This window comes from Fluviicola taffensis DSM 16823 (assembly GCF_943372375.1).
Taxonomy (GTDB): Bacteria; Bacteroidota; Bacteroidia; order Flavobacteriales_D; family Crocinitomicaceae; genus Fluviicola; species Fluviicola taffensis_A.
The window spans coordinates 158,191-180,602 of record NZ_CALRYJ010000006.1 but is presented as its reverse complement, the minus strand read 5'-3'; the positions used below and the strand labels follow the sequence as shown (position 1 = coordinate 180,602).

The 22,412-nt window shown below is 40.4% G+C and carries 7 protein-coding genes; all 7 read right to left on the bottom strand.

The genetic code is table 11. The features are described 5' to 3' along the window. Positions 1-68: 68 nt before the first annotated feature. Positions 69-491 (bottom strand): hypothetical protein, encoded by a 423-nt coding sequence (locus tag AAG807_RS10840; RefSeq protein WP_341903547.1) that lies wholly within the window; start codon positions 489-491, stop codon positions 69-71. Positions 492-507: 16 nt separating this feature from the next. Continuing rightward, the gene (locus AAG807_RS10835; protein WP_341903546.1) at positions 508-1,764 is read right to left on the bottom strand and encodes an RHS repeat-associated core domain-containing protein; all 1,257 of its coding nucleotides are present in this window, start codon (positions 1,762-1,764) and stop codon (positions 508-510) included. A 331-nt stretch (positions 1,765-2,095) separates the two neighbouring features. Further along, positions 2,096-2,620, bottom strand: a complete 525-nt coding sequence (locus tag AAG807_RS10830) for a hypothetical protein (protein ID WP_341903543.1) — start codon at positions 2,618-2,620, stop codon at positions 2,096-2,098. A gap of 17 nt (positions 2,621-2,637) precedes the next feature. Continuing rightward, the gene (locus AAG807_RS10825) at positions 2,638-14,946 is read right to left on the bottom strand and encodes an RHS repeat-associated core domain-containing protein (protein ID WP_341903540.1); all 12,309 of its coding nucleotides are present in this window, start codon (positions 14,944-14,946) and stop codon (positions 2,638-2,640) included. Between the two features lie 8 nt (positions 14,947-14,954). Next, positions 14,955-15,689, bottom strand: a complete 735-nt coding sequence (locus AAG807_RS10820; protein ID WP_341903537.1) for a hypothetical protein — start codon at positions 15,687-15,689, stop codon at positions 14,955-14,957. Between the two features lie 2 nt (positions 15,690-15,691). Beyond that, complete coding sequence (locus AAG807_RS10815; protein ID WP_341903535.1) at positions 15,692-16,672, bottom strand: hypothetical protein; 981 nt, start codon at positions 16,670-16,672, stop codon at positions 15,692-15,694. A 15-nt stretch (positions 16,673-16,687) separates the two neighbouring features. Continuing rightward, positions 16,688-22,399: a hypothetical protein gene (locus AAG807_RS10810; protein WP_341903532.1), complete on the bottom strand. Its 5,712-nt coding sequence runs from the start codon at positions 22,397-22,399 to the stop codon at positions 16,688-16,690. Positions 22,400-22,412 lie beyond the last annotated feature (13 nt).

The following is a 22,412-nucleotide window of genomic DNA, read 5'->3' as shown; positions in this document are numbered from 1 at the left end:
AACTGTACACGTGTTTAGCGATTCGATGTCATGTGTTTTCAAAATCAACATATTTGATACACTACCCATTATTTTGCATTTTCTTTTTTCAACAAAACTTCAAGGTGGTTAGATGCTTTAACTTCAACTTGATCTTTATTAAAGATGAATTCAAAATCATAACTATTTTTTTTATCTATGTTAAAAAAAACAAATTCATAAATCTTATTTCCTTTTATAAACAATTGGAATTTATTAATTCCATACTGATTGCCAAAATTAGTATTTAATACTTTTGAATTTGCTACAATTTGCACCTTTTCTAACTCGCTAGTCCAATATATATCAAGCTCCTTTGGAGGATTTAATAATGATATTCTGTTCATATTAAACATACTATTCAATATTTTACCGTACCATCCATCATTATTTCTAAATTCAAATCTTGTAAAATAGACTAGCATAAATAATAAAATAAATAGTGTTGCAAATAAATAATATCCTTTTTTCATTTTTGTATCATAATAATTATTTCAATATCCCTGGATCAATAGGCTCTCTAGTTCCTTCTTGATAACTTGGAGTCAATTTTTTGCCATTTTTTGCTCTTCCCATTTGGTAAGCATCGTTAAAAAATACATCGTCCTTACCACCATCTGAACCTACCATATATACTTCTTTTGTAGTTTTAAACTGTCCAGATGACATATCACTATTGTATTCTCTAGCGTCAGTATAAATAGATGGAAATGAGCTTTTTTGTTGACCAGATATAAGGGTGTTTTTAAAATTATCCAACGCTGAAATATTTAGAGCGAAATTTCCTTCATCCCCGTAGTCTGTATCTGAATTTGCAGAATTACAACCAAAGAAATTCATATTTGCATCTTTCCCCCAGTTAAAGTCTATTTTTGACCAACCCTCAAGTGACATTTGGTATCCCTCAAGTGCATTATGTTTAGATGGTTTTGAACCAATCGGTCCGTCTAAGCCCGAATGACTAAACAAACTTGTTTCAGCGGTTTTTCCGTATTCTTCAGAATATTCTCCAACAGCCCATTCTACTCTATACTTAATATCACTTATATCAGCTACCTGCATGACAACTACTTTATCTGTCTTTTTATTAAATGTGTGATAACTTTCAATATTATTTTTTCTAGTCATTGCTGCTGCTTTAAACATTCGATCATCATCTCCATGATGCCATGTACTTCCACTAACATAAATAATAATATATAAGCTATCACCATTTTTGTCGATAGCAGATATAGGCATATTACCAGCAAAAATATACGGGGAATAATAAGGATAATTTTTTTCGCATGCATCTGGACTCAAAAATCGACCTAACCTTGGATCATGTATACGATTTCCAAAGTTGTAGCTATTTCCTTCACCTTTCAGTTCGTCATCCTTTTCCATTGAGTTAAACCCATAACGATAAGGAGCAAATGTTCCTGAAATACTAGTCAACTTCAAATCCCGGTTATGCAATTTCACCCCAAACGGAGAGTAATCCGTTGCCTGACGCAGATCCGCCAACCAATAATCAATTGTTCCACCGTTGTTGTGTGGGATCACTTTGTCTGAAATGACACTTAGTACGTTCCCCAGGTGGTTTGTCAACTCGTAGGTCTTATTCCCGAGGTGGTGATGGATATTCGCCATGGAATAGGTATCGTTCAAGGTTCCAAGTAACTCTATTCGTTCGTTGTGAACACCCAAACGCGAAGAACCATAGATGTGTTTCTCGGTTTGAGCAAAAGCTACGCTTTTTCTCATAGTCGAAAGATAGGATTCTACAGAATAATTCACTTTTTGAAAATAATAAAAACCAAATGATTACTTCTCACTTTTGAGAAAATATTTTTTTTGTAGGATCCACCAACTTTTTAGATACACTACGTACGTGCTTTTTGATTTTAAGATCACTCTAAGAACGAAAAAAGGTGTTCACTGTGAACACCTTTAGTTATTTTTGTTTGTTTTTGAATCTTGATTCAGGATTAAGCATTTGAAATACAGCTTGTTGAGATACGTGTTTTCAAAAATAAACTTTTTGACGACACTACCAAAAAAAGAAAGCCCTTCCGAATTTTCGGAAGGGCTTAGACTAAAAATTTTCATCTCCTGACTTGACACTATATTTTTTTGCAATTTCATTTATAATGTTCTTTACATTTTTCAATTCGGAAAAATGATAACTAAACAAAAGTATATTTAAAACAGTAACTGCTCCTAATATCTTAAAAATTAAGACGGTTTTATCTCGAATTGAAGTTGCATTAAACCATCCCATGAAAAATACCAAAATCAAGAGCAAATAAATTAAATAAATAAATATAATCCAAGGTACAGAAAGAGAACACCTAATGTCTAAAACTGTCTTATTGGGATCTGAAACAAACTTAATTTTTGATGTTGGATAAATTGGTATTCTATTCCAAGAATCAATACTTCGAGTGAAATAAATCTTATTATCCTCAAATTTACCATTATAGAATACTTCCTTCATTCCAAAAAATGATTCAATTCGAAAACGTTGTTTTCCAACCAATTTTTCTTTAAAGTATGGAAGTGTTAAATCTACTTCACCCTCCACTTCTACTGTAAATTTTGATTCAGGATATAATCTCATATGATTCTTTATTTCTTTTAGTAAAAACTAGTCTTCCCTTGACGCACACCACCCCCTGGACTGCAAACTGTAAATGAGTGAATATTTCCAGTTGCAATTAACTCTAAGTCATCAGTAAATATTTCAATGCGGGCATATTTATAGCCCCAACCTGCAGATATGGTGATTATATTCTTATCATTTAATAATTTAACTATTGATTTGGTGGGGTGTTTTTTTAAGTACGCCTTCTCAACTGTTAGAGTTCCACCTCCAATAGATAATATTTCGACTCCAAAACCAGGTTTCACTGAAACACCAGATCCAGGTTCGAAAAATGAGAAGTCATGCATTTTGGTAGATTTTCCACCCTCATCCCAGCCTTCACCAGTCTTAGAACTAACACTATAGTATTGCCAACCAAGAAGATCAAGTTCTGCCCCCATTGCTCCAACCCCTACAGATGACGACCCTGCCTGAACTCTAAATTCCAAATCTTGTTCTACAGCAATTGGTTTAATAGTTCCTTCAGAATATTTTTCACCTTTTCCTGAGTAAAAACCCATAAATTTTCCACTTGAATACTTTGAAGTATAAACAACTCCATCCAATTCAAATTTATTAAGATCACCAAATTCACCTTCTAATGTTTTGCCATTATAATCAACTTTTCCATTTCCATTTCCATCCTGCAAAGTTTCTAGAACTTTAGCTCTTTGTGGTAATATAACGGTTCCAACAGGTGCATCATAATTTGATGTTCCGTTACCATTATCTTTCTTACGTGATCCTTTGTCGCCTTTCTGGTAACCACCATTCCCCGTAGTACCATTTGCAGCTAATCCTTTAGGATCGTCCATTACTATCGGTTTATTATCAAAAGCGACGTAAGGACTTTGCCATGGAAAATTTTGAGATAGTGGATCAATAGTCAACCACCTCCCTAATCGAGGATCATATTGTCTAAACTCTGTTGTATAGCTGTTTCCACCTCCTTTGACTTCGTCGTCCTTTTCCATGCCGTTAAAGGAGTAACGATAAGGAGCAAATATTCCTGAAGTACTAGTCAACTTCAAATCCCTGTTATGTAGCATCACCCCAAACGGAGAGTAGTCCGTTGCCTGGCGGAGATCCGCCAACCAATAATCAATTGTTCCACCGTTGTTGTGTGGGATCACTTTGTCTGAAATGACACTTAGTACGTTCCCCAAGTGATTTGTCAATTCGTAGGTCTTATTCCCGAGGTGGTGATGGATATTCGCCATGGAATAGGTATCGTTCAAGGTTCCAAGTAATTCTATCCGTTCCGTATGGACACCGAGGCGGGAAGATCCATAGATGTGTTTCTCGGTTTGAGCAAACGTAACCAAACCGTTTCTTGTTCCATTATCCACAATGGTTCGTTCATATACGCTCATGGTATTTCCTTGTGCATCCAAAACGTAATATGTGGATCTTTCTAACACGTCGGCATCGGTGTATACATGTTTTGCAATACGATGACCCATGGCATCGTAATCGAAAGATATGTTTTTCTTTCCAAATCCGGTGTTGCGGCTTATCTTTTTAACTTTTCCATCCACTCTCCAACTGATCACAGCTATTTTCTCTTGGGCATCACTAACCAACCTGCCTTCTGCGTCGTAAGCGTAATTGTTCGTTGCCTGTCCGGGATCGATATCGTTTGCATCGTAATTATAAGTCGGTCCATCCTGTACATTATACAAGCGGTTGTGTTTTTTCGGATTGGTAGTTCCAATCCCTCCAGCTACATCTTTGTAATTGTAGCTTAGCTGATCGATAATGCCTGTAGCCGTTTCATCGTAACGCAATTGTGTCATGATATTCCCATTCGCATCATAGGTGAATTTGTTATAGTACATCGTCGTACCTCCTGTATTCCAGGAATTGGCTCCCAGATCGATATTATTGAAACTTTTGGATTCGGACAGGCGGTTCAACTGGTCGTACTTATAGGCATTCCCTACTGGCAATACCGCGCGGGTATCCGGGTTGGTGATGGTGGTCACCATGCGGCCAATATTCCCATTGTAAAGCTGGGATGAGTTCGTCACGATGCCATTCGTTGCGGTCTGTGTTGCAATGAAGGTGTTATTTCCTCCTATCGCGCCGCCGTAATCGCCATCAAAGTAATGCAAGCTGTAACCGAATACATCCCTCGCTATCGTGTGATTATCTGATAAACTCGCTCCATCCATACCCGGATCACGATTCGCATCTAGCGTATTGGAGTTCACTCCCTTGATCCAACCTTGTAAAGTATAGACGTTGTCTATTCCCTGTACTTCCTGATCTCCCAGAACTGTTCGTGCCAAAGGCCCGTGTTCGTAGTATTGGTAATTGACCTCGCGATCCCATAAGGTGCTCCATTCCAGTTCATCCTGGATGGATGCAAGGGAACTTGAAACTACTGTTAATGGTGTTTCCAGTGTGGTATACGCGTCCGTAATGCGGTTATCCGCATCGTAGTTGTAAGCATGGTGCCACTGATCGGATTGACCGCTTTGGTAATCCACGCGGTGTACATTTCCGGAGATCAGGTCATAGATGTAATCCAGTTTCTTTAAGCGGTGGTCTCCTATACCGGACATGGTACTGATCAAACGGTTGTCCTGGTAAAGTGTGCGTACATTTCCATGAATGTCGTAATCGTAGTGTGTTGCATGGTCGTACACATTTGAACTTGTCGAGTAGACAGAAGAATAAGTTACATGCACAATACGTTTGCGCTGCGTACTTTTATCCAAAGTGGTGGATGTGAAACCAAGATCCGTATTGATCGGACCATCGGTTATATCGTAATAACTCTTAGTGACTTCCTTGCGGGTATTCGTTGCATCGTATAACAACCACGTTCCCAAATTCGCATCATCTACTACACTTGGTACGATTGTACCACCCACATTGGTTCCAAACACGGAAGCAAATTTAGTTCCTCCGCTTCCATTCTCCGATTTCTCTCCTGCTTCTGTTACGCGGCCCAATCCATCATAAAGGGTATACGAGTATTTATCATCCGTAATTCCTGATACACCGGCTTGGCGTGAATTCTGGCTTGCCACAATTCTTCCCAAACGGTCATAATAGAAACGTGCAGAGTACAATTCCTTTTCAAACTTCAGGTAGCGCACCATGGCTCCCCTCGTCGTGATGTCTCCGGAACTGATGAAACCACCACCGTAAACAGCGGTATTCGTAGAACTAAAGGCAAGCGCAGTAATATTGAACAAGGCAGGCGTCACTCCAGATTCCGGATCGGTATATGATTCCGGTGACGCGGAAAATCCGGTAGTCAGGATATCGTGTGTCACATTATCATTATTGGTAGAATACAAGCTGTAGATGGTTCCTGCATCTCCAACTGCCAGCCCCACTTTGTCATCGATGAAAGCAACGTCTTTGAATGCAACCCCTGAAACAGTGGCAAGTGTGTAACTTGTAGGAGTTGTTGGGTCGTTGCGGTAATAATAGATTCCACCGGCATCACCAACCATGATTGCCGATGTATTTTCAAACACATGGATTCCTCGGATCGGATTTGCTGCGGTGTAAACCGTTGCCGGTGTTGATATGTTGTATGTTACTGCAGGTGCTGTTCCTATAGGCATCAAACTTACTCTTGCCAAAGTATTGTTGTTAGCGATATAACCAAACAATGGATCCGATTTTGAGAATTGAATATCATCGATCGTTCCGCTTGTTACAGTCTGTGTTACCGTTCCATTGTCAAGTTTAATGATATAACCTACAGCCCCAACAAATGCAAAATGCTCCCCATTGGGTTTGGATTTGGTCCAGACTTTCGTTAATCCGGTTGTATTTGGAACCGTTACTCTATTGAGCTTCCAATTCAATCCGCCATTTATGGTAGATCGTACAAAGTAATAATCGCCAATCAGTGTTCCGATCTGACTATTTTCAAAATGCACGTCTTTATATTTAGGTCCAAATACACGAGTGATCCGGGTTCCTACATTTAGATTATAGCGGAAAACTTCCGTTCCCGTTCCAACAACCATCGCCTTCTCAGTAGTTGTAATAATGGATACTCCCAGGAAGTTCTGATTGGATTGGATTACGGCTGGTAAGAAAGACTCTGTGTAGATATTTGGGGTATAATAGAGAGAACCCATATCCCCCACAATAAACACTTTAGTTACATTCGAAATAGTTACCGTAGAAATATCATTGATCTTTTTTCCTCCGATATGATCTGTTACAGAAGTACCTGAAGTTGTATACAATGTTGGCGCAAGTAACCAATTGGTCGCTCTGACCACAGCCAATGCACCATCATTACCTCCAAAAATATAATGTACTGCTGAAGCATAATTTACTTCACCCATTGCATTCAAATCAGATGTCAAGCCTAAAGGGCGAAGTGTAGCCACCGACTCACTTGTTAGAAGCACCGGACGTGTAAGAGCTTGCCCATTTTCACCCACCACCAAATTCATTGTAGGGGTATATTTCAATGCTTTTAAGTTGTATAACTGGTGATTTGATCGACTCCCGAAACTAAGCGTACTACCTGCAGTCGCAGTAACTCCGGCAACAGTAAAGATTCCTCCGTTTGTTCCCGCCAATGTAATGTAAGAACCATGAACCGCCATCTTCGTAATCACACTGCCACTTAAAGTGAGGTTGGTCACATAAGCGGAGTAACTGCCTGAAGAAGTAGCTGCCTTTAAATAAACCTTGTTATCCGATGAACGGTAGACCAACATATAATCCAATGAAGAGATGGTAATCTTGTCAATGGATACGATAGACGTCAATGCTGCCGAGTTCGTAAAGGTCGGGAATGTTATTACGGAACCGGTCGTTGTCGATTGTGAGCGGTAAATTACACCACCCGTTGTCAATACTTCGACCGCAATTTCAGTACCTGATTTTGCAACTACCATTTCCTTCGGAATCACCGTACTGTTGCCTAAAATAGCCATCAGCGTATAGCTTACATTTGTTCCGATGTTGATAAACGTATTGGACTTGTACAGGTTGTAATTCGTTCCGTCAAATGCAATTCCATAATAGGTGAGGTTGGTTCCATCGTTATAGGTTGAAACGATTTTCATGTCCAAATTCTGTGCTAAGCTTGGATTTTGATTCAACTCTGAACAAAGACCACCGGTATTCAAGACCACATTCGTAGAATATGCCGCAGGTGCAGGTGAAGGCGCACCTTCATAACCCTGAATCAATACCTCCAGATTCGATGCAGAACGTCGGTTCAAGGATAAAGTTGCGTTGGTGTACTCTTTCAAAAGAGGAATCCAGGTAGCTCCACCATCCGTTGTTCTTCGGATGACTTTCACTCCATTTTCAGTGATTCGTGCAATCCCGATAGTAGCATTCAACATGTGAATCTGGTCAATCAATCCCTTTGCATCCGATTTTTGAAGACGCTGTCTGTATGAACTTGCTGCAGTACCATCCACCCGCGATAAGTTTCCGTCCGCTCCTCCAATAAATCCAGCTGTCGTAGAATAGAATGAAAGTGCATTGAGGTCTCCCACCTGTACTTTATCTATTTTAAGTCCGCCACCGGTAGTTACCGTACTGATAAATGTTGCATCGAAGGTTTCAACACCATCAGAAACAGTCAACAAGTATAAAATACCCTTAAAGTCTGTGACATTTCCCTGCAGTGTAAAATCCTTCACTGTTGAAACCGTATATCCCGGAATACTTCCCAAAGCATTCAGGTAAACACTTACAACTCCAGCAGGAGTAACTTTGAAAATTCGACCGTTGCGATTCAAAATATAAGCATTCACTCCTACCACTTCCATCGCTACGTATTCTCCGTAATTCGGAATGGGACCAGGGCTCATATCCAACAAGTCCCAATTTAATCCCCCATCTTTGGTAATTAAATTCAATCCTTCCAATGACATCGCATAACCGGCGGTGGTAGAAACCATTTGCACTTCTTTTAAATCCGTACCTAAGGTATTCGTTATACGCACCCAGTTCAAACCGCCATTGGTTGTTTTGAATAAATATCCGCGATTGGTCAATGGAGCAACTCCTGTTGCATCCATGAAACCTGTAAGATAACCTTGGTTCGCATCAATCATCTGGATTCCAGTAGTTGTTAACGCAACCGGCAAACCATTCGGCAAAATCGGTTCAAACACCTTGATTGCATCCTGATCCGGCATATTCTGAGCCACCAACTGGTTCAATGAATTATACAAATACGTGGTCGCCATCCGGTGATTCGTGATCACCTTGTGGGTATTATTCAGTCGGTCGGCTTTGATTCCGGTTTTGATAGTAGGATCACTAATATCAACAAATTCAACCCCTTCCGGTGGAATGGTCTTGATCAGATTTCCTGCCTGGTCGTAATAATACAAGGTGAAATGGTGTTCAATTTCGTTGTAAGACAAGGACAGTCCTTCAGTAGCCTTCATACAATGAGCAATGTAATCCTGCCCCAATTGGGTATAAAAGTCCTGAATTTGCTGATTGTAATGGATTTGTGCATTTACCTCGTTGTTACTTGCATAGAAAGCGGTACATGGGTCTTCAAAGGCAATTTCAAATGTTTCAAAATTTGTCGCTACGGTGTCTGTTACGCACGGAACTTCTCTTCCGGATAAACAGAATACCAATAAATCCGTCTGTTCATCTTCCTGCAAATGATTCAATGTCAAACTTAGGCTTGAACAATAATCATCCACACAATAACAGAGGTCATTTTCCACGAACACATCGTAATCCACAATTGGTAAGGCAGTTGCACCGCTATTGTCATTGAAGTAATTCGTGCAACTTACGTATTGATCATATTGTGTGCTGCAGGTATTTGTTGGTTCAGCATCCATTAAACCACAATAATCTGAAATACTCATTGGATGACTCAACTTTTCATCCGCTAAAGCAGATATATACTCTAACAGATAGAATGCATAATTTGCAAAGCAACGACATTTAAAGGCAGATGACGAAGCCACATCAAGATGAACCCCGTTAGCTGAAGCCCATGCAGAATTATTAAAATAACCAATTAACGCTACATATTGGACGTATACTTCAATACAAAAACTACTTCCTGCGTTTTGCCAATCAGGAATAGTACAAGTTGTGATCTCTCCAAGTCCATCAGCATCAAAATTAGCATCAATACTACAACCACTTGTATTTAAAGAATATAAATCATTGAAATAATTCACTACACCATAAAAATTATCCTCGCAGCAATACCCATAGGTAACGAATTGCTCATAAGTCAGGATTGGTTCATTGATCGTAACACTTATGCAACCAGCATGCATCATTTCCTCAACCTTGTTATTAATAAGGGCGAGATAATCCTCATACAAATCCAGACAATACAATTCAGAATCATTGTCAATCTCCGTAATCAATTCTTCATTCAGGGTACTCAGGTCAACAACCCCGTCCGTCTGTTCTGAGGTTGCAGGATGTACTTCTTCTGTATCATTCGGTGTTCGTGTACAAGTCTCACATGTTTTCAATTTGAAACAGGAAGTTCCTAAAATGGAATCCTGGTAGAAATTACCACCGTAAGAATAAGTCACATATAATTTGAAATCGTTGAATGAACCATAAACCGTCTGGTTCAACAATTTAATGTCATTTACAGAAACGATGTTATTGAAATTGAAATTCGGGCTTGATCCGTTGTAGGTCAAAACCAAATCACAGGATCCTGGAAGGTCATAAGTCAAGATATCTCCCGTTGGATTATCAACGTCTCCTATAATAGTAGTTGGTGTGCTCACTAATTGCTCATTCAAAACAGATGTCCAGAGTGGAGTATTGTAAAGGCTGAATGGTTCATTTTGGTTTTCAAGCGAGAATTCCAGCACAGCCATTAAATCATCATAGGTTTCGTATTCCAAACCGGTACAAATAATAGCCTCATCCAATCCGCATTTTCCAACCGGAATTGCTATGTTGTCCGAACGAATCAACTCACATGAAAGGGTTACCAGGTAAGTGTTCAATGAGTTTTTACAAACCAGTTCCATGGTATTGTTTGCTCCTGCTTTCAATTCATCAATAAATGCAATGGTGGATAATGAGGATAAACTGAAAGTACTTGGATTTGTACCTGTAATTTTGATATTGATTGTTCTTGTAGCATCCGTCAGTACAAATCCAGGAATTGCCGCATCGTATTTCCATTTAATAGCTGCTCCTGCATAAGTAGGATTCACGGTGTATTTAACGGCATTATTTAAAAAATTACTATACGGAATTGCCGTCAAATCAATATAACTCGTGCTCGACAAGGTTCCCATTTGAGCCAAAGATTTGGTCAAATTTTGAAGCGTTTTTCCGAAATCATTCAATTTACACACATCCGGGAAAGAGCAATTTCCGATTTTAAAGGTCGTTGTTCCTGTCAGATGCTGTATAACAAAATTTCCACCAATACTCACCTTTACATCAACAGTAAACTCATAAAGTGAACCAGTTAATACTGTGAACTGCAAATTATTGAATGAAACTACATCCGACCAAGCATATGTTGCACTTCCAAGAGCCTTCGACAAACTGAAAGTTGCAAATGTTGAGCTGGTTTCCTCCAGGGCCAATTGCAGTGAGCTACTCGTATTGTTACCTGTTAATACTGTCCAGGTCAAACTCGGAATGGAAGTAGGAATTTCAAAATTTTGCATTGCCATGATCAATCCTGACAAACTATTCATGGTATTCGTAGCCGAAAAACCGGTATTTGCCAAATTATGGTCTGAAGCGGCTTCCGATAAAAAACGTTGGAATGCACTTGCAATTGGACATTGACCGGTCTGCAGATACATCTGGTAAGCAACTTGCGAAGGATCCGAATTGACATTTACCAATTGATTTCCAAAACGCGGTTGTTTGTGCGTGTAATATCCTAAAGTATAAATGGAACATGGCTGATTTGAGTTAAAGAAACCACCGGAGAAAAAAGGTGTGGTTGCCGGTGCGACAACCAAGAATCCATAATCAAACGCACTAAAGGACGAATTCCCAATACAACCGTTGTATCCAGGATCCGTGTTTATGGCGTACGTTCTTGCAGCTGTATATTGAAGTTCTTGTTTTGCAGCCAGGTACAAACCTCTGAAAGTCATCCATTCCGCATCACGCAATTGGGTGTTTTGAAGAGTTGAATATCCTGCGACATCGATTCCCAAATCCAAATCTGTTGAGGTCGGAACAGTTCCAACCAGGTTATTACCTCCACGGTTCATCATGGCAGCGACCTGCATCATGGAATAATTTGTCCCGTTAATGGTGGCATAATTCATGATTTTGGTATTCAATGCAGCAGTTACTAGTCCGTAAGGATCTCTCAAAAATGCTCCCGGAGAACCAGCCGGTGTATCCCAGAAATGATTGATCCGGTTATTCACAGCAACTCCTGAAAGAGGTGTCGTTGAGGTAATAAAACCAGCAATTTTAGCATCATCCCATGTATTGAAAGTCATCATGTATTGCTCAAATGATTCGGAAGAATACGGATCTGCCGGATTCGCTTTTACATAATATTCTTTGTACTTCGTTAAATAAGGATACTCCGGGTGGTAATAAACCAATGAATTTGCCCATTGTGGATTAACGCTATAATAACTGATAAAATCACTCACCGAATTCAAAAACTGCGGATAGGTATAATAATTTCCGGTAGCATTATCCAGGAATACGTTCGTTCCAAGTACCGGCGTTGTTAACAATGCAGGAGTAGCTCCCGGAGACACTCCTGTAAATACGACGTTAGTCAACGGGATACGTGAACGTGTAACTCCATCTTCATCAAAGTAATAATTTTGAATAACTGATTCCGCATCATAACGTGGATTTCTCCAGTTCGCATTTACTTTCGGAAGTTTATTAGTTGCCGTTGCATTCAAAACAGAAAGCGGATAGATGGTAACATCGATCACATTTTGATTATTCAGGTATTGCCCATATTGTCCATCCGGAGTAACATCCATCATTAAGATCGCACGCATGTTTTCATAGTACGAAGCCCCTTTGCACGGTGCATTACATTGTTCCAATTCATAGTTGTACTGTTCTTCCGTACCACCGGCAGTAATGTATTCCAATAAGCTTCCCAGGTTAGTGACACATTGCGCACAACTGAAATCCTCCGAACAATCATCGATATTCGAGCTTGCGCCTACTTGGTCCAGGATATCATCATATTGGTCGATACACGTATTGATCCCAAGAGAGGAAGTATCCGTATACATTTGCAGGTAAGTTTCCAAAGCCTCCTGGTTTACCGTCAGTGTCTTGGTGATCTGGTAAGTTCCAACCGGTAAGGCATCCGTTACAAATGTGTTCGTGTAATTGTAGTCTTGACAATCTGTCAGGAAAGTAATCGCTCCTCCAGGTCCTTCTGTAAAGCGTCCGACCATCTTGGACGACATCGCGACAGGACTTTCCAATTCTCCACATAAATTTCTTACTTCAATGGAAAGATCGTATACACAGTTCAAACATAAGCTTCCCAAACATGGGCTTGTAAAGCGATTGACTGCTATATCATACCGAATAGTTAAGGTCGAACTGGAACTCAATGAAACAGTCTGACTGAACTCCTTTGCCATCCCATCAAACGACAGCTTGTTAGCTGTTGAATTTCCATTCGCATCCTTTGCAAATAGATCCACAGATAATGGTGCTGACGTTCCTGCTGATGGAAGCGCAACTAAATTACCATGCTCCTCTCCAGCAAGGGAAGTTGCAATCACTCGCCCTTCCTGATCCAAATAAGAAACGCTCACTTGTCCGTTCGGATCCACCACCATATTTTTCTGGTAATGGGCTGCATCTCCAACTTCCGATCCGAACAAACGGTCCAGTTGTTCCTGGAAAGGATGTGAATAATAGTACTCTGTCGGATGCGTTGTTACATCTGCTTCTAGCTGAAAATCTTTCCCAACTCCACCTTGTCTACGAATACGGCCTGTATTGTCAGGAGTGTATTCCACCTGGCTGAACGGGTATCCGTGTGCATCCGGAACATAACCCTGACTTCCTGAGTTATCGGTATTATTTGTCGAATAATACTTGGAAGCCCCGGCACTTGAACTCATCGGATTAATCTCCATTGCGTGACAACTATCTCCCGGATCCGAAAGATCAAAATCAATTTTCGAATACGATGTCGTTCCAGCCTCATTTTTGTTGAACTCCGGATAGAACTTCAATGAATTTTCCGTATCCGGCACTTCACAATCTGCCGGATCTGTAACTGGAACAGGTAGTATCTGAATCGCTGGTCTTCCTTGATGATCATAAATCGTTTCACCAACAATGGCATTATGATCCGTACTTATTTTGGTCACCATCTGACGGTTGCGCAACGAACCGTCATAAAAGGAAACTACCTCTTTCTTCTTTCCTTCCTCAGCGTAAGTAGCACTATACTGCCAGTTTTTCTTGACATCGTAAGGATCCACGTTTTGTTTTGCATCTGTTGAAATGGTTGACATGACTTGAGGTCCATCCAAAATAGACCATGCTGAAAACAATAAATTATAAGGCGAAGTACTTGATCGTCCGACTGCACGGACACGGAAAGCAACAATCCCCCGATCAAATAACAAGGAAATCTTATAACTTAAATCTATCGTCGAAATACGGGTTGAATTATTCTTGAAATCAACCTTCAAATTATTAATCTCCGTTGTTGTGAGACCAACCGTATTGATAAAGGTCCATTCCAATTGATACTCTTCCGCTCCGGGAACCGCATCCCAGGAAACGGTTATCTCATCGTCCACTCCATCACAATCAACGTCAAATGGATGATCAGCAAGCAGATGATAGGAATTGAAGGTTACTTGTGAAGCAAAATCGTAGATGCGATCTACAAATACATCTGCTTGTAAATAGAGGTTTGCAGGTAATGTTGTTTGAATCACTCCATTTACTTTAATCTGAGTGATCGTGACTTTCACCTTCTCCACATTGTCAATAGTAAGGGTGTTTTCATCTACATAACTCAATGAATCAACCGGATAGTAATAAACAGTCATGATCTTCGTTTCGGTCGAAGTTGGAGTTGTCGCGGAATAAGTGCTAAATTTCTCTACAAAAACGGTTATTTCCGTTGTCGATTGACTTACATAACTTGAATAATGGTGATCTACACCAAAGGTAATAACCCCTTTTCGGGTTAAATCAACCGTTGGAGTCAATGACCAACCCGGAGGTGTTATAGAAGTCGTTCCCGAAGCCGTGGAACCGGTTAATACCACTGCAGTATGTGGCACTAATGCCGCAGTTGCATTTAGGCTTGCAAAGAACAGAACTAGAAGTGGTATGAATCTTAAAACAAACATGGATTCGATTATTTAGGTGATTTGTAACGTGAATCTTTTAATTGAAAACCTACCATTTTAGGAGATAGTAAATATTCTCCTGTAGCAGTTTTCTCTAATATATTTTCCAGGGAAATCAGGTTTGCCGTTTCCTTTAGTTTTTTCATGGGTTCGAAAATGATCGTCAGGTAAGGTGATTCGACACTTTCATCTTCCATCGACTCGGAAAAGTAATTTCCGGGCGGATAGAACATATTGAGTTTATACAACTCTGTAGATTGTGTATGGACGTAAAACTCCATAATTCCAATGGAGGCATTTTCCGGTTCTGCCCGCAGTATATAGTAAGTCGGAAAAACAATCTTCTCGAGCTTATACCCCTTCAATGCATCTGCAGGAATTTGCTGTAATTGCGTCACCTGCTGCAAGGTTGAATCCACATTGCTGATAATGACGATTCGTTCCAACGAATCCACCACCACATTCAGGTTTCTTGTTTGAAAACTGATCATTCCGGGATTCACCATTTTATATTCCAATCCTTTTCCGCGAATAATCTGTCCGGAACTAGATTCAATGATTACAGACGAATTGATATCCTTAAAAATCTCCTTCTTGAACTTTACTGAGATCAACTCGGCATTCATTTTTTTGCCCAACTGAACCATTTCGGCGTTGAAGGATTTTGCATCCAATGTTTTTCTTTCCTGACTAAAACAGCCAATTGAAAGACATAAACAAACGAGTAATGTAATTTCTTTCATATTTAATATGATCCTTGTACAGATGAATTTTCCTTATTTTCCTGAATGGTCATGATTCCTTTCTCCGTCTCTTTTTTCACACGAATCAGTTTTCCTTCTTCATCGTATTCGTAGATCTTGGCAAAATTTCGTTCATCCAATTCAGCTATTAAGCGCATGGTCACCGGATCGTAAACATAGCTCACCATTGAACCTGCAAATGGGATCACCCGGATGTCATCAAAGTAGCATTCATTGCCGGCAGATGCACTTAATTCGATAGCAAAATCACCCGTACTGCTCGCAGTGATAGTCTTTTCCATCCGTTGCCAGCCATCAATAATCTGCCCAGAAACCGGAATTACGGTTGGCACGCCACTTACAATAACCTTCATGAAGCATTTGTCATAAGCAGTTTTTGCTTCCCCATCTTTTTCCTTCACCCATCCGGTAACAACATATTCACCATTAGCAGGTTGAAATTTAGGGATACAATTTTCACAGTCAAGAGTATATCTGGAACAGTTTAAACTATAGTCCTTTAATGTGAATGCAACTCTTCCCGCACAAGATTGCGAGGTAACTTCCAACACGTAATGCTTATTTCCGGTTAATGCGGATGTCATAGCAATTACAGCTGCCGAAGGTCCTCCTGCAGAAATCGGAGCAACAGCATTGTTCTCTATCCAAGTAGCGTAATCATCATTTACATTAAATGGTCCAAACAATTTATAGCTGATTGTAACCGGCGTTCCTGTCCCTGCATTTGCATATCCTCTGAAACTGATGGTTGAAGAAGCATAATTGACTTCAGGTTTGAAAAGAAAATACTGCTTTGTGACTCCATTGTTGCAGATAAAACCTGTTGAAGAATTATATAATACTGCTGACGGATCAGAACACATCACCCAAGCCCGGTTGGCCGAGTAATTTCGTAAAATGGTATCTTGTCCGACTGAGGCAAATACATTAAAAATGATAAAAATGAATGCGATATATCTCATAAGTGAAACTGATTTTTAATATTGAATGTTCTCTGTAACAACTACTCCTCCTACTACCTTGTATTTTTTTGCTGTCTTACAACCAGCCGCGTCAGTTAACGTTATCACTAAAGTATTTGTAGCAGGTGATGCACTGATGGTTGGGATGATTTGAGTTGCTGTAGTCATTTCAGCACTACACGTACCTACCACTTCATAATCCATTGTATAGGGAGCTGTTCCACCAGTGATATTGATGGCTGTACAACTTACCCCTCCAGTAGTACAATTCAGCACCAAGGAGCAAGGAGGTGTAACCGTGCAGGTTGTTACTACATTTTCAAACTTCACAGGTGTTGAAGATGTAACTCTGATACTGGTTTTTCCTGTATGGGAGTTTGTTGTAGAAATAGAACCCGCAGGAATAGTTACCAAATTCGTACCACCTGAAATCTTTGCTTTTGAGAAGAAATTCTGGTCCATACAGTTCGTATAGGCCAAATCTTCAAAGCTTCCACTTGCAATCTGTGTTCCTTTTGAATTCGCAGCAACTGCCGAAGTCAAGGTATTGTTATAGCTGAATAAACTAGCTGAATACCTTCCTAAGGCATCTCTTGTCTCCAGAGTCATTCCATTAGGGGAGAATTCCGTAACCTCTGAAACAAAAGTCCAGTTTTGTCCATTTTTCTCCCAACCGGTAGGTCCAATTTTGTAGAACGGGGCGTACCCTTTGAATACTCCGTCTTTGCGGATATTTGTATTCCCATCGTAGTTCGTTTGAGTTCTCTCTGTCAAATAAGTATATGATCGGATTGGTCTCCAATTCCCTTTTACTCCTATAACATAAGGATTTGAAGATGCATTGAAACAATCACAATAAGTTCTCCAGTCTTGTCCAAACTCAATAGCACCGGCATTCAAGACGTCTTTGAATTGATTTAACTTCACCCCCACAATCGGATTATTGAATGAGGTCATACTCGCCATGGAAGTCGTTTGTTTATTTCTATATCCTGAACGAATTACTTTAATCGTCACATTATTTCCCGTAAATGGTGTACCATTCTTCTCAACAATTCGAATTCCGCTTGAGTTGACATCCACTACCCATCCTTTTTTAATGGTGGATCCTATGCTCACAGAAACCTCATCGCCCTCTGCAAAATAATTGTATTGAGAAGGAATCGCAGCAAAACCATTATTGGTCACATTGCTTGCTTTATAAGAGTACAATACGTTTTTCGAGGCTTGACCGAATGAAGGGTATTTCCAATAAGCCGGGTAATTCAATGAATATACTTTATCATTAAAATTCGTGGTTGTTTGAGTGACTAATACTTCACCTGTATTTTTATCAAAAGCCAGATTGTTTGTTTCCACAATACTTCCATCCTGATTGGCAACTGTCTTATCCAAAACCGCAAAACGGTTAATGGTTTTGTTCATGGTTGCGCTTCGGAAACGGTTCGTTGTCTGATCGTATCCCGGATAAACAGGTGGAACTGCAATCACCAACATGGCTAAAAGGAAACTGTTCGTATTAATGTGTATTTTCGGAACGCGTGATTTGGTTTCACTTTCTCTGAAATCTCCAACCAAATCGTAACGAACACCGACGGTTGCTGAAGAACTCACTCCTTTTTCGTCAATAACCGTAATATCATTCTTTAAACGTTTGTTCGAAACTCCATCCAAATTCAAATCCTCACTTTTGTAATAATATTCAACCACCGACAATGGTTTGGTTTGGTCTTCACCATAAACACTTTCCTTCTTGGATTTTCCATGCATGTTGTTTAATTCAATGGAAAAACCTTGGTTTGCGGTCAAAAACTGGTATTTAGGTCCGATCGGGAATAAACTGTGATCCGTAAGCATGTCTACATCTGTGCGCGATACAATCGTTGGAAAGTCTTTGGCTGTATAGAATTCTTTCACCACCTTTCCTGTTGCAGTTCGCTTCACACCTTCATGATACAAGTCTTTAACAACGACTCTTGAATATCCAACGGATGGAGAAGGGAATTGAGATTCCATGATCGGATCGTCAATATACATCTTGTCATCCATTGCCAATCGTTTCTTATTGTTAACCATATAAGCCGTATGCCACGGATTCTCATCACCACCCAATTGTGGTTCATAGGAAGCCACTCCGGAAGAAGTACCGTCTTCCAAAACATACTCGTATTCCTGTCCGTAGGTGCTGGAAGCCCCACCATCCATATCTAACCAGTTATCTTTGATCTCGATTTTAGCGACCCGGCTTCCTCCACCGAATTTGTGACCGGAAGGACAATCCAGACGGACCCAGGATTTATTGAGAATGATGTTCTTTCCTTTTCCCTGATCATAAATAGCCAAACTCGGACCCGTTACCAATTCCTTAAAACTCGTGATCATGTTCACAGTTGCATTCACAAAACTGATGATAGCCTGTTCGCTTTCTCCCGACTCACTGCTCGGTGTAAAATTGTTATTGATTGTTCTTGAAAGTTGTGTCCGCCCCAATAAGATGGCTTGCGCAATCAACGGACTGTAATCTGATGAAAAACCATCTTTTAACCGTTCTCCCTTTAATTCGATACATCCGTAAAACGGACCCGTACCCCCGATTTGGATCTTTGAAATGGATTCAATGACTCCATACCCGGAAACAAACTCTGTCTTTCCTTTAAATCCGTTACCAGTTGGGATCAATTCGGACAATACCCGGAAATAGAGTTGTTGACCGTTCTTGCCATACTGGGAAATATTGTCAGCCTGATCGTTCAATTCAAACAATAGACGTCCATTCTTATCACTGCCATTCACTAATGATTTGGATACGGCAGACCCGTCCGTAACCATATCAGTTGTTCCGTTTGCAAACCGAATCCCCATAATCTTGAACATTTGTCCCGCCTTTTTGTGCTGGACATACGCATAATCATCGGATTCATAAGTGACTTCGATTTGTCCACCGGAAGGTAAATTGATCGTTTTCAGAGACCAGGCACCTGCATTTGCATCAGCGGTTGTTTTATCCTGAATAGCATACGGATAATCCGAGTTGTTTAGTGGTGAATCCATATCGTCTTCACTTTCTGTACTTGCGACTGGTGTTTTATAGGTTCCCCAACGATCAGACCCTTTTAGATTATAATTTGGATTAGCTGCTGTTCCGGATCCGTAATCAAACTCGTAATCCCGGTACTTCATTTTTTTGGAATTCTGGTAAGAGAACTTGATTTTCTTCAAAGTCAGCTTACCCGTTTCAAGCGGATTTGTATTCGATGGACTGGTTTGATCATTTCCCGGATAATTTCTACACAGACTGTAATCGTATTCAAACTCCACTTTTTGGACTGGTGTTGCATTTGCAAGGCTCGTATTTACATTCGCATCGTATTCTGATCTTGTATATAAGGTAATACTATTTAGTTTTCTTGTACTCAGATTGTCGGCGCTATTCAATCCTCCGTTTCTGCCTACAGCACTTCTACCATCATGACGTGCTTCGGTTTCAAAAACAGCCACGTAATTTTTTGTTCTGATGACATGCAAATACTTGAGGTCCTTTTTTCCGTAAACAAAACTTGCCTTGTCATCCGTTTTGTCTGATCGCATTCCCTCATTGTGATATGCTTTCCCAGCTTCAATCGGAGTGCGCCATTCGTGACCAGTTACTGTTTCATAATCGAAAGCAACATATGAACCCAAGTCATCTTTACTTGGTCCGGGTGTAACATCCGAATCCACATAATCATCACTCAACACTGCTGAAAGCATATACGAATGGGCATACGGCGGGACTTTCGAACTACTGAAATAATGGTCAATTCCTCTGTCATTTCCCGGAGAAGCATCACCATATGTCTCATTTCCTGTTATCACACCAGTGATTAGACCGCTTTGATCATTCTGGTAATTAATTCCACCGGATCCTAAAAGTCCATCGCCACAGGCGAAAGTTGCATCTTCCTGGAAATGATTGTACACAGGCATTGCAAATACGTACCTTCTTCCATCCTGTCCCAATTGTGTAATTTCACCAATGTGATGCGCTGGTGCTACTGAAAATAAGTTACCGCTGTTAAAGGGAATCACACCAAGTCCTTTCTCAACTTCAATACGACTTAGAAAATACAGCTGATTATTTGCATAATCACGAAGTGACTTTTGGTTCTTGGTAATCGCTTTAATAGTTCCGCCTTGATTTAAACTATTGTTCAAACGCGGCGAAATTGCACTCCCCCCCAGTACCAGACGCTCTGCTTGTGTACCGAAGAATTGCGTATTCATTAGATCATCTCTCGTCACGGAACTTTCACTTGCTTCAGTGAATGAGAAACTCGGAACAATGTTTCCAACACCGCCACTTCTGAATTTCAGACTGTTGTATGCTGCATTGTCATCAGACCAGGGACCGTTTGTAGAGATTGTAATCGGAATGTCAATATCCACTCCAATATCGGTTAAGTTTCCAAATCCCAATTCAACTCCCACATTGGCCCCAATGTCATTCGCAGAGCTAAAAGGATCGTATACATACCCCACGTCATTACGCATTGGGCGAAAACTTCCCCCCGTTCCCTGAGCCGCTACAGTGAATAAGTCATAAGTTTGAAAAGCTGACGGAAGATTGACACTGTATTTTGAAAATGCCTGATCGTTATCGCGGTTAAAATCCAACTGGTTACTGGTGGAACCCAAACCGTTCTGTGAAAACAAATATCCGTAAGAAGGAACATTGATCGTTTGATGCTCCTCCGGAATCCAGGAACGCGACATGGAAACTCCAATGTTTCCTTGACCATCTACACCAAATACGGATCCGGATATATTCATACGGAAAGCAGCAGATGTAGCAAACTTGCTGTGCTGCGGTGTTGGCAGATATTGAGCCACTCCGAAATCGAAAGCCCCACCCATACTTGCAGATGTACTACCTGATGGCGTACCCCGAAATGTATACTCGTACCCATCCCCAAAAAGATCTTTTTTTGTCGTATTATAACTAATCTTCGAGGCACTAAATCCATAACTTACCTGCTGCAAACCGGCACGGGAGTTAAAAGCAGTACCAATAGTTCCTGTTTTTTTATTGTCCTGCGCCTCACTGACTTTTTCTTTATAACTCAAACTCACGTTCGGTGAAAAAGATGCTCCATTTTCACTACTTCCCGATAAGGAAAACCCGGCAGTCAAATTACCTCCCAAAAATTTTCCAAAGTCAAAAGAAGGACCAATACTTACTGTAGAACTGTACCCTGAATAGTTATTGAAACCCATTCCGACACTCAGGTTCAAACCTCCTCCTCCACCGGAAGGCAAGCTGAATCCTACGATTTCAAGCCCAAGCCCGGCATCAATATTGATATTGAAATTGGGTTTGGTGCTTAATTTTTTCACCACTTGGTCCCCGTTAAAATCATCCGGTAATCCACGAAGTCCACGGGTAATTGCTCCTGCATTCAGGTTCCATCCCAAACCAACCCAGGAAGCATCCTGATCCATGCTCACGCCAGAATTATAAGCAATGTTAATGGGATAGCCTTCAATATCCATCAAGGGAATATTATAGGTGAAATCACCAGTGAACGGATCAACCATATCAGAAACACCGACCGGTGTAAATGCACTCGCTTCCGGTTGTGTAGGTCCACCCGCGTAACTTAATGAGGGTTGAAAAGTTGACCACAGAAATACGATTAATAAAAACCAAGAGATGCTTTTGGTTCCTTGTGATGTTTGCTTCTTATTCATAATTTTTTTAAGA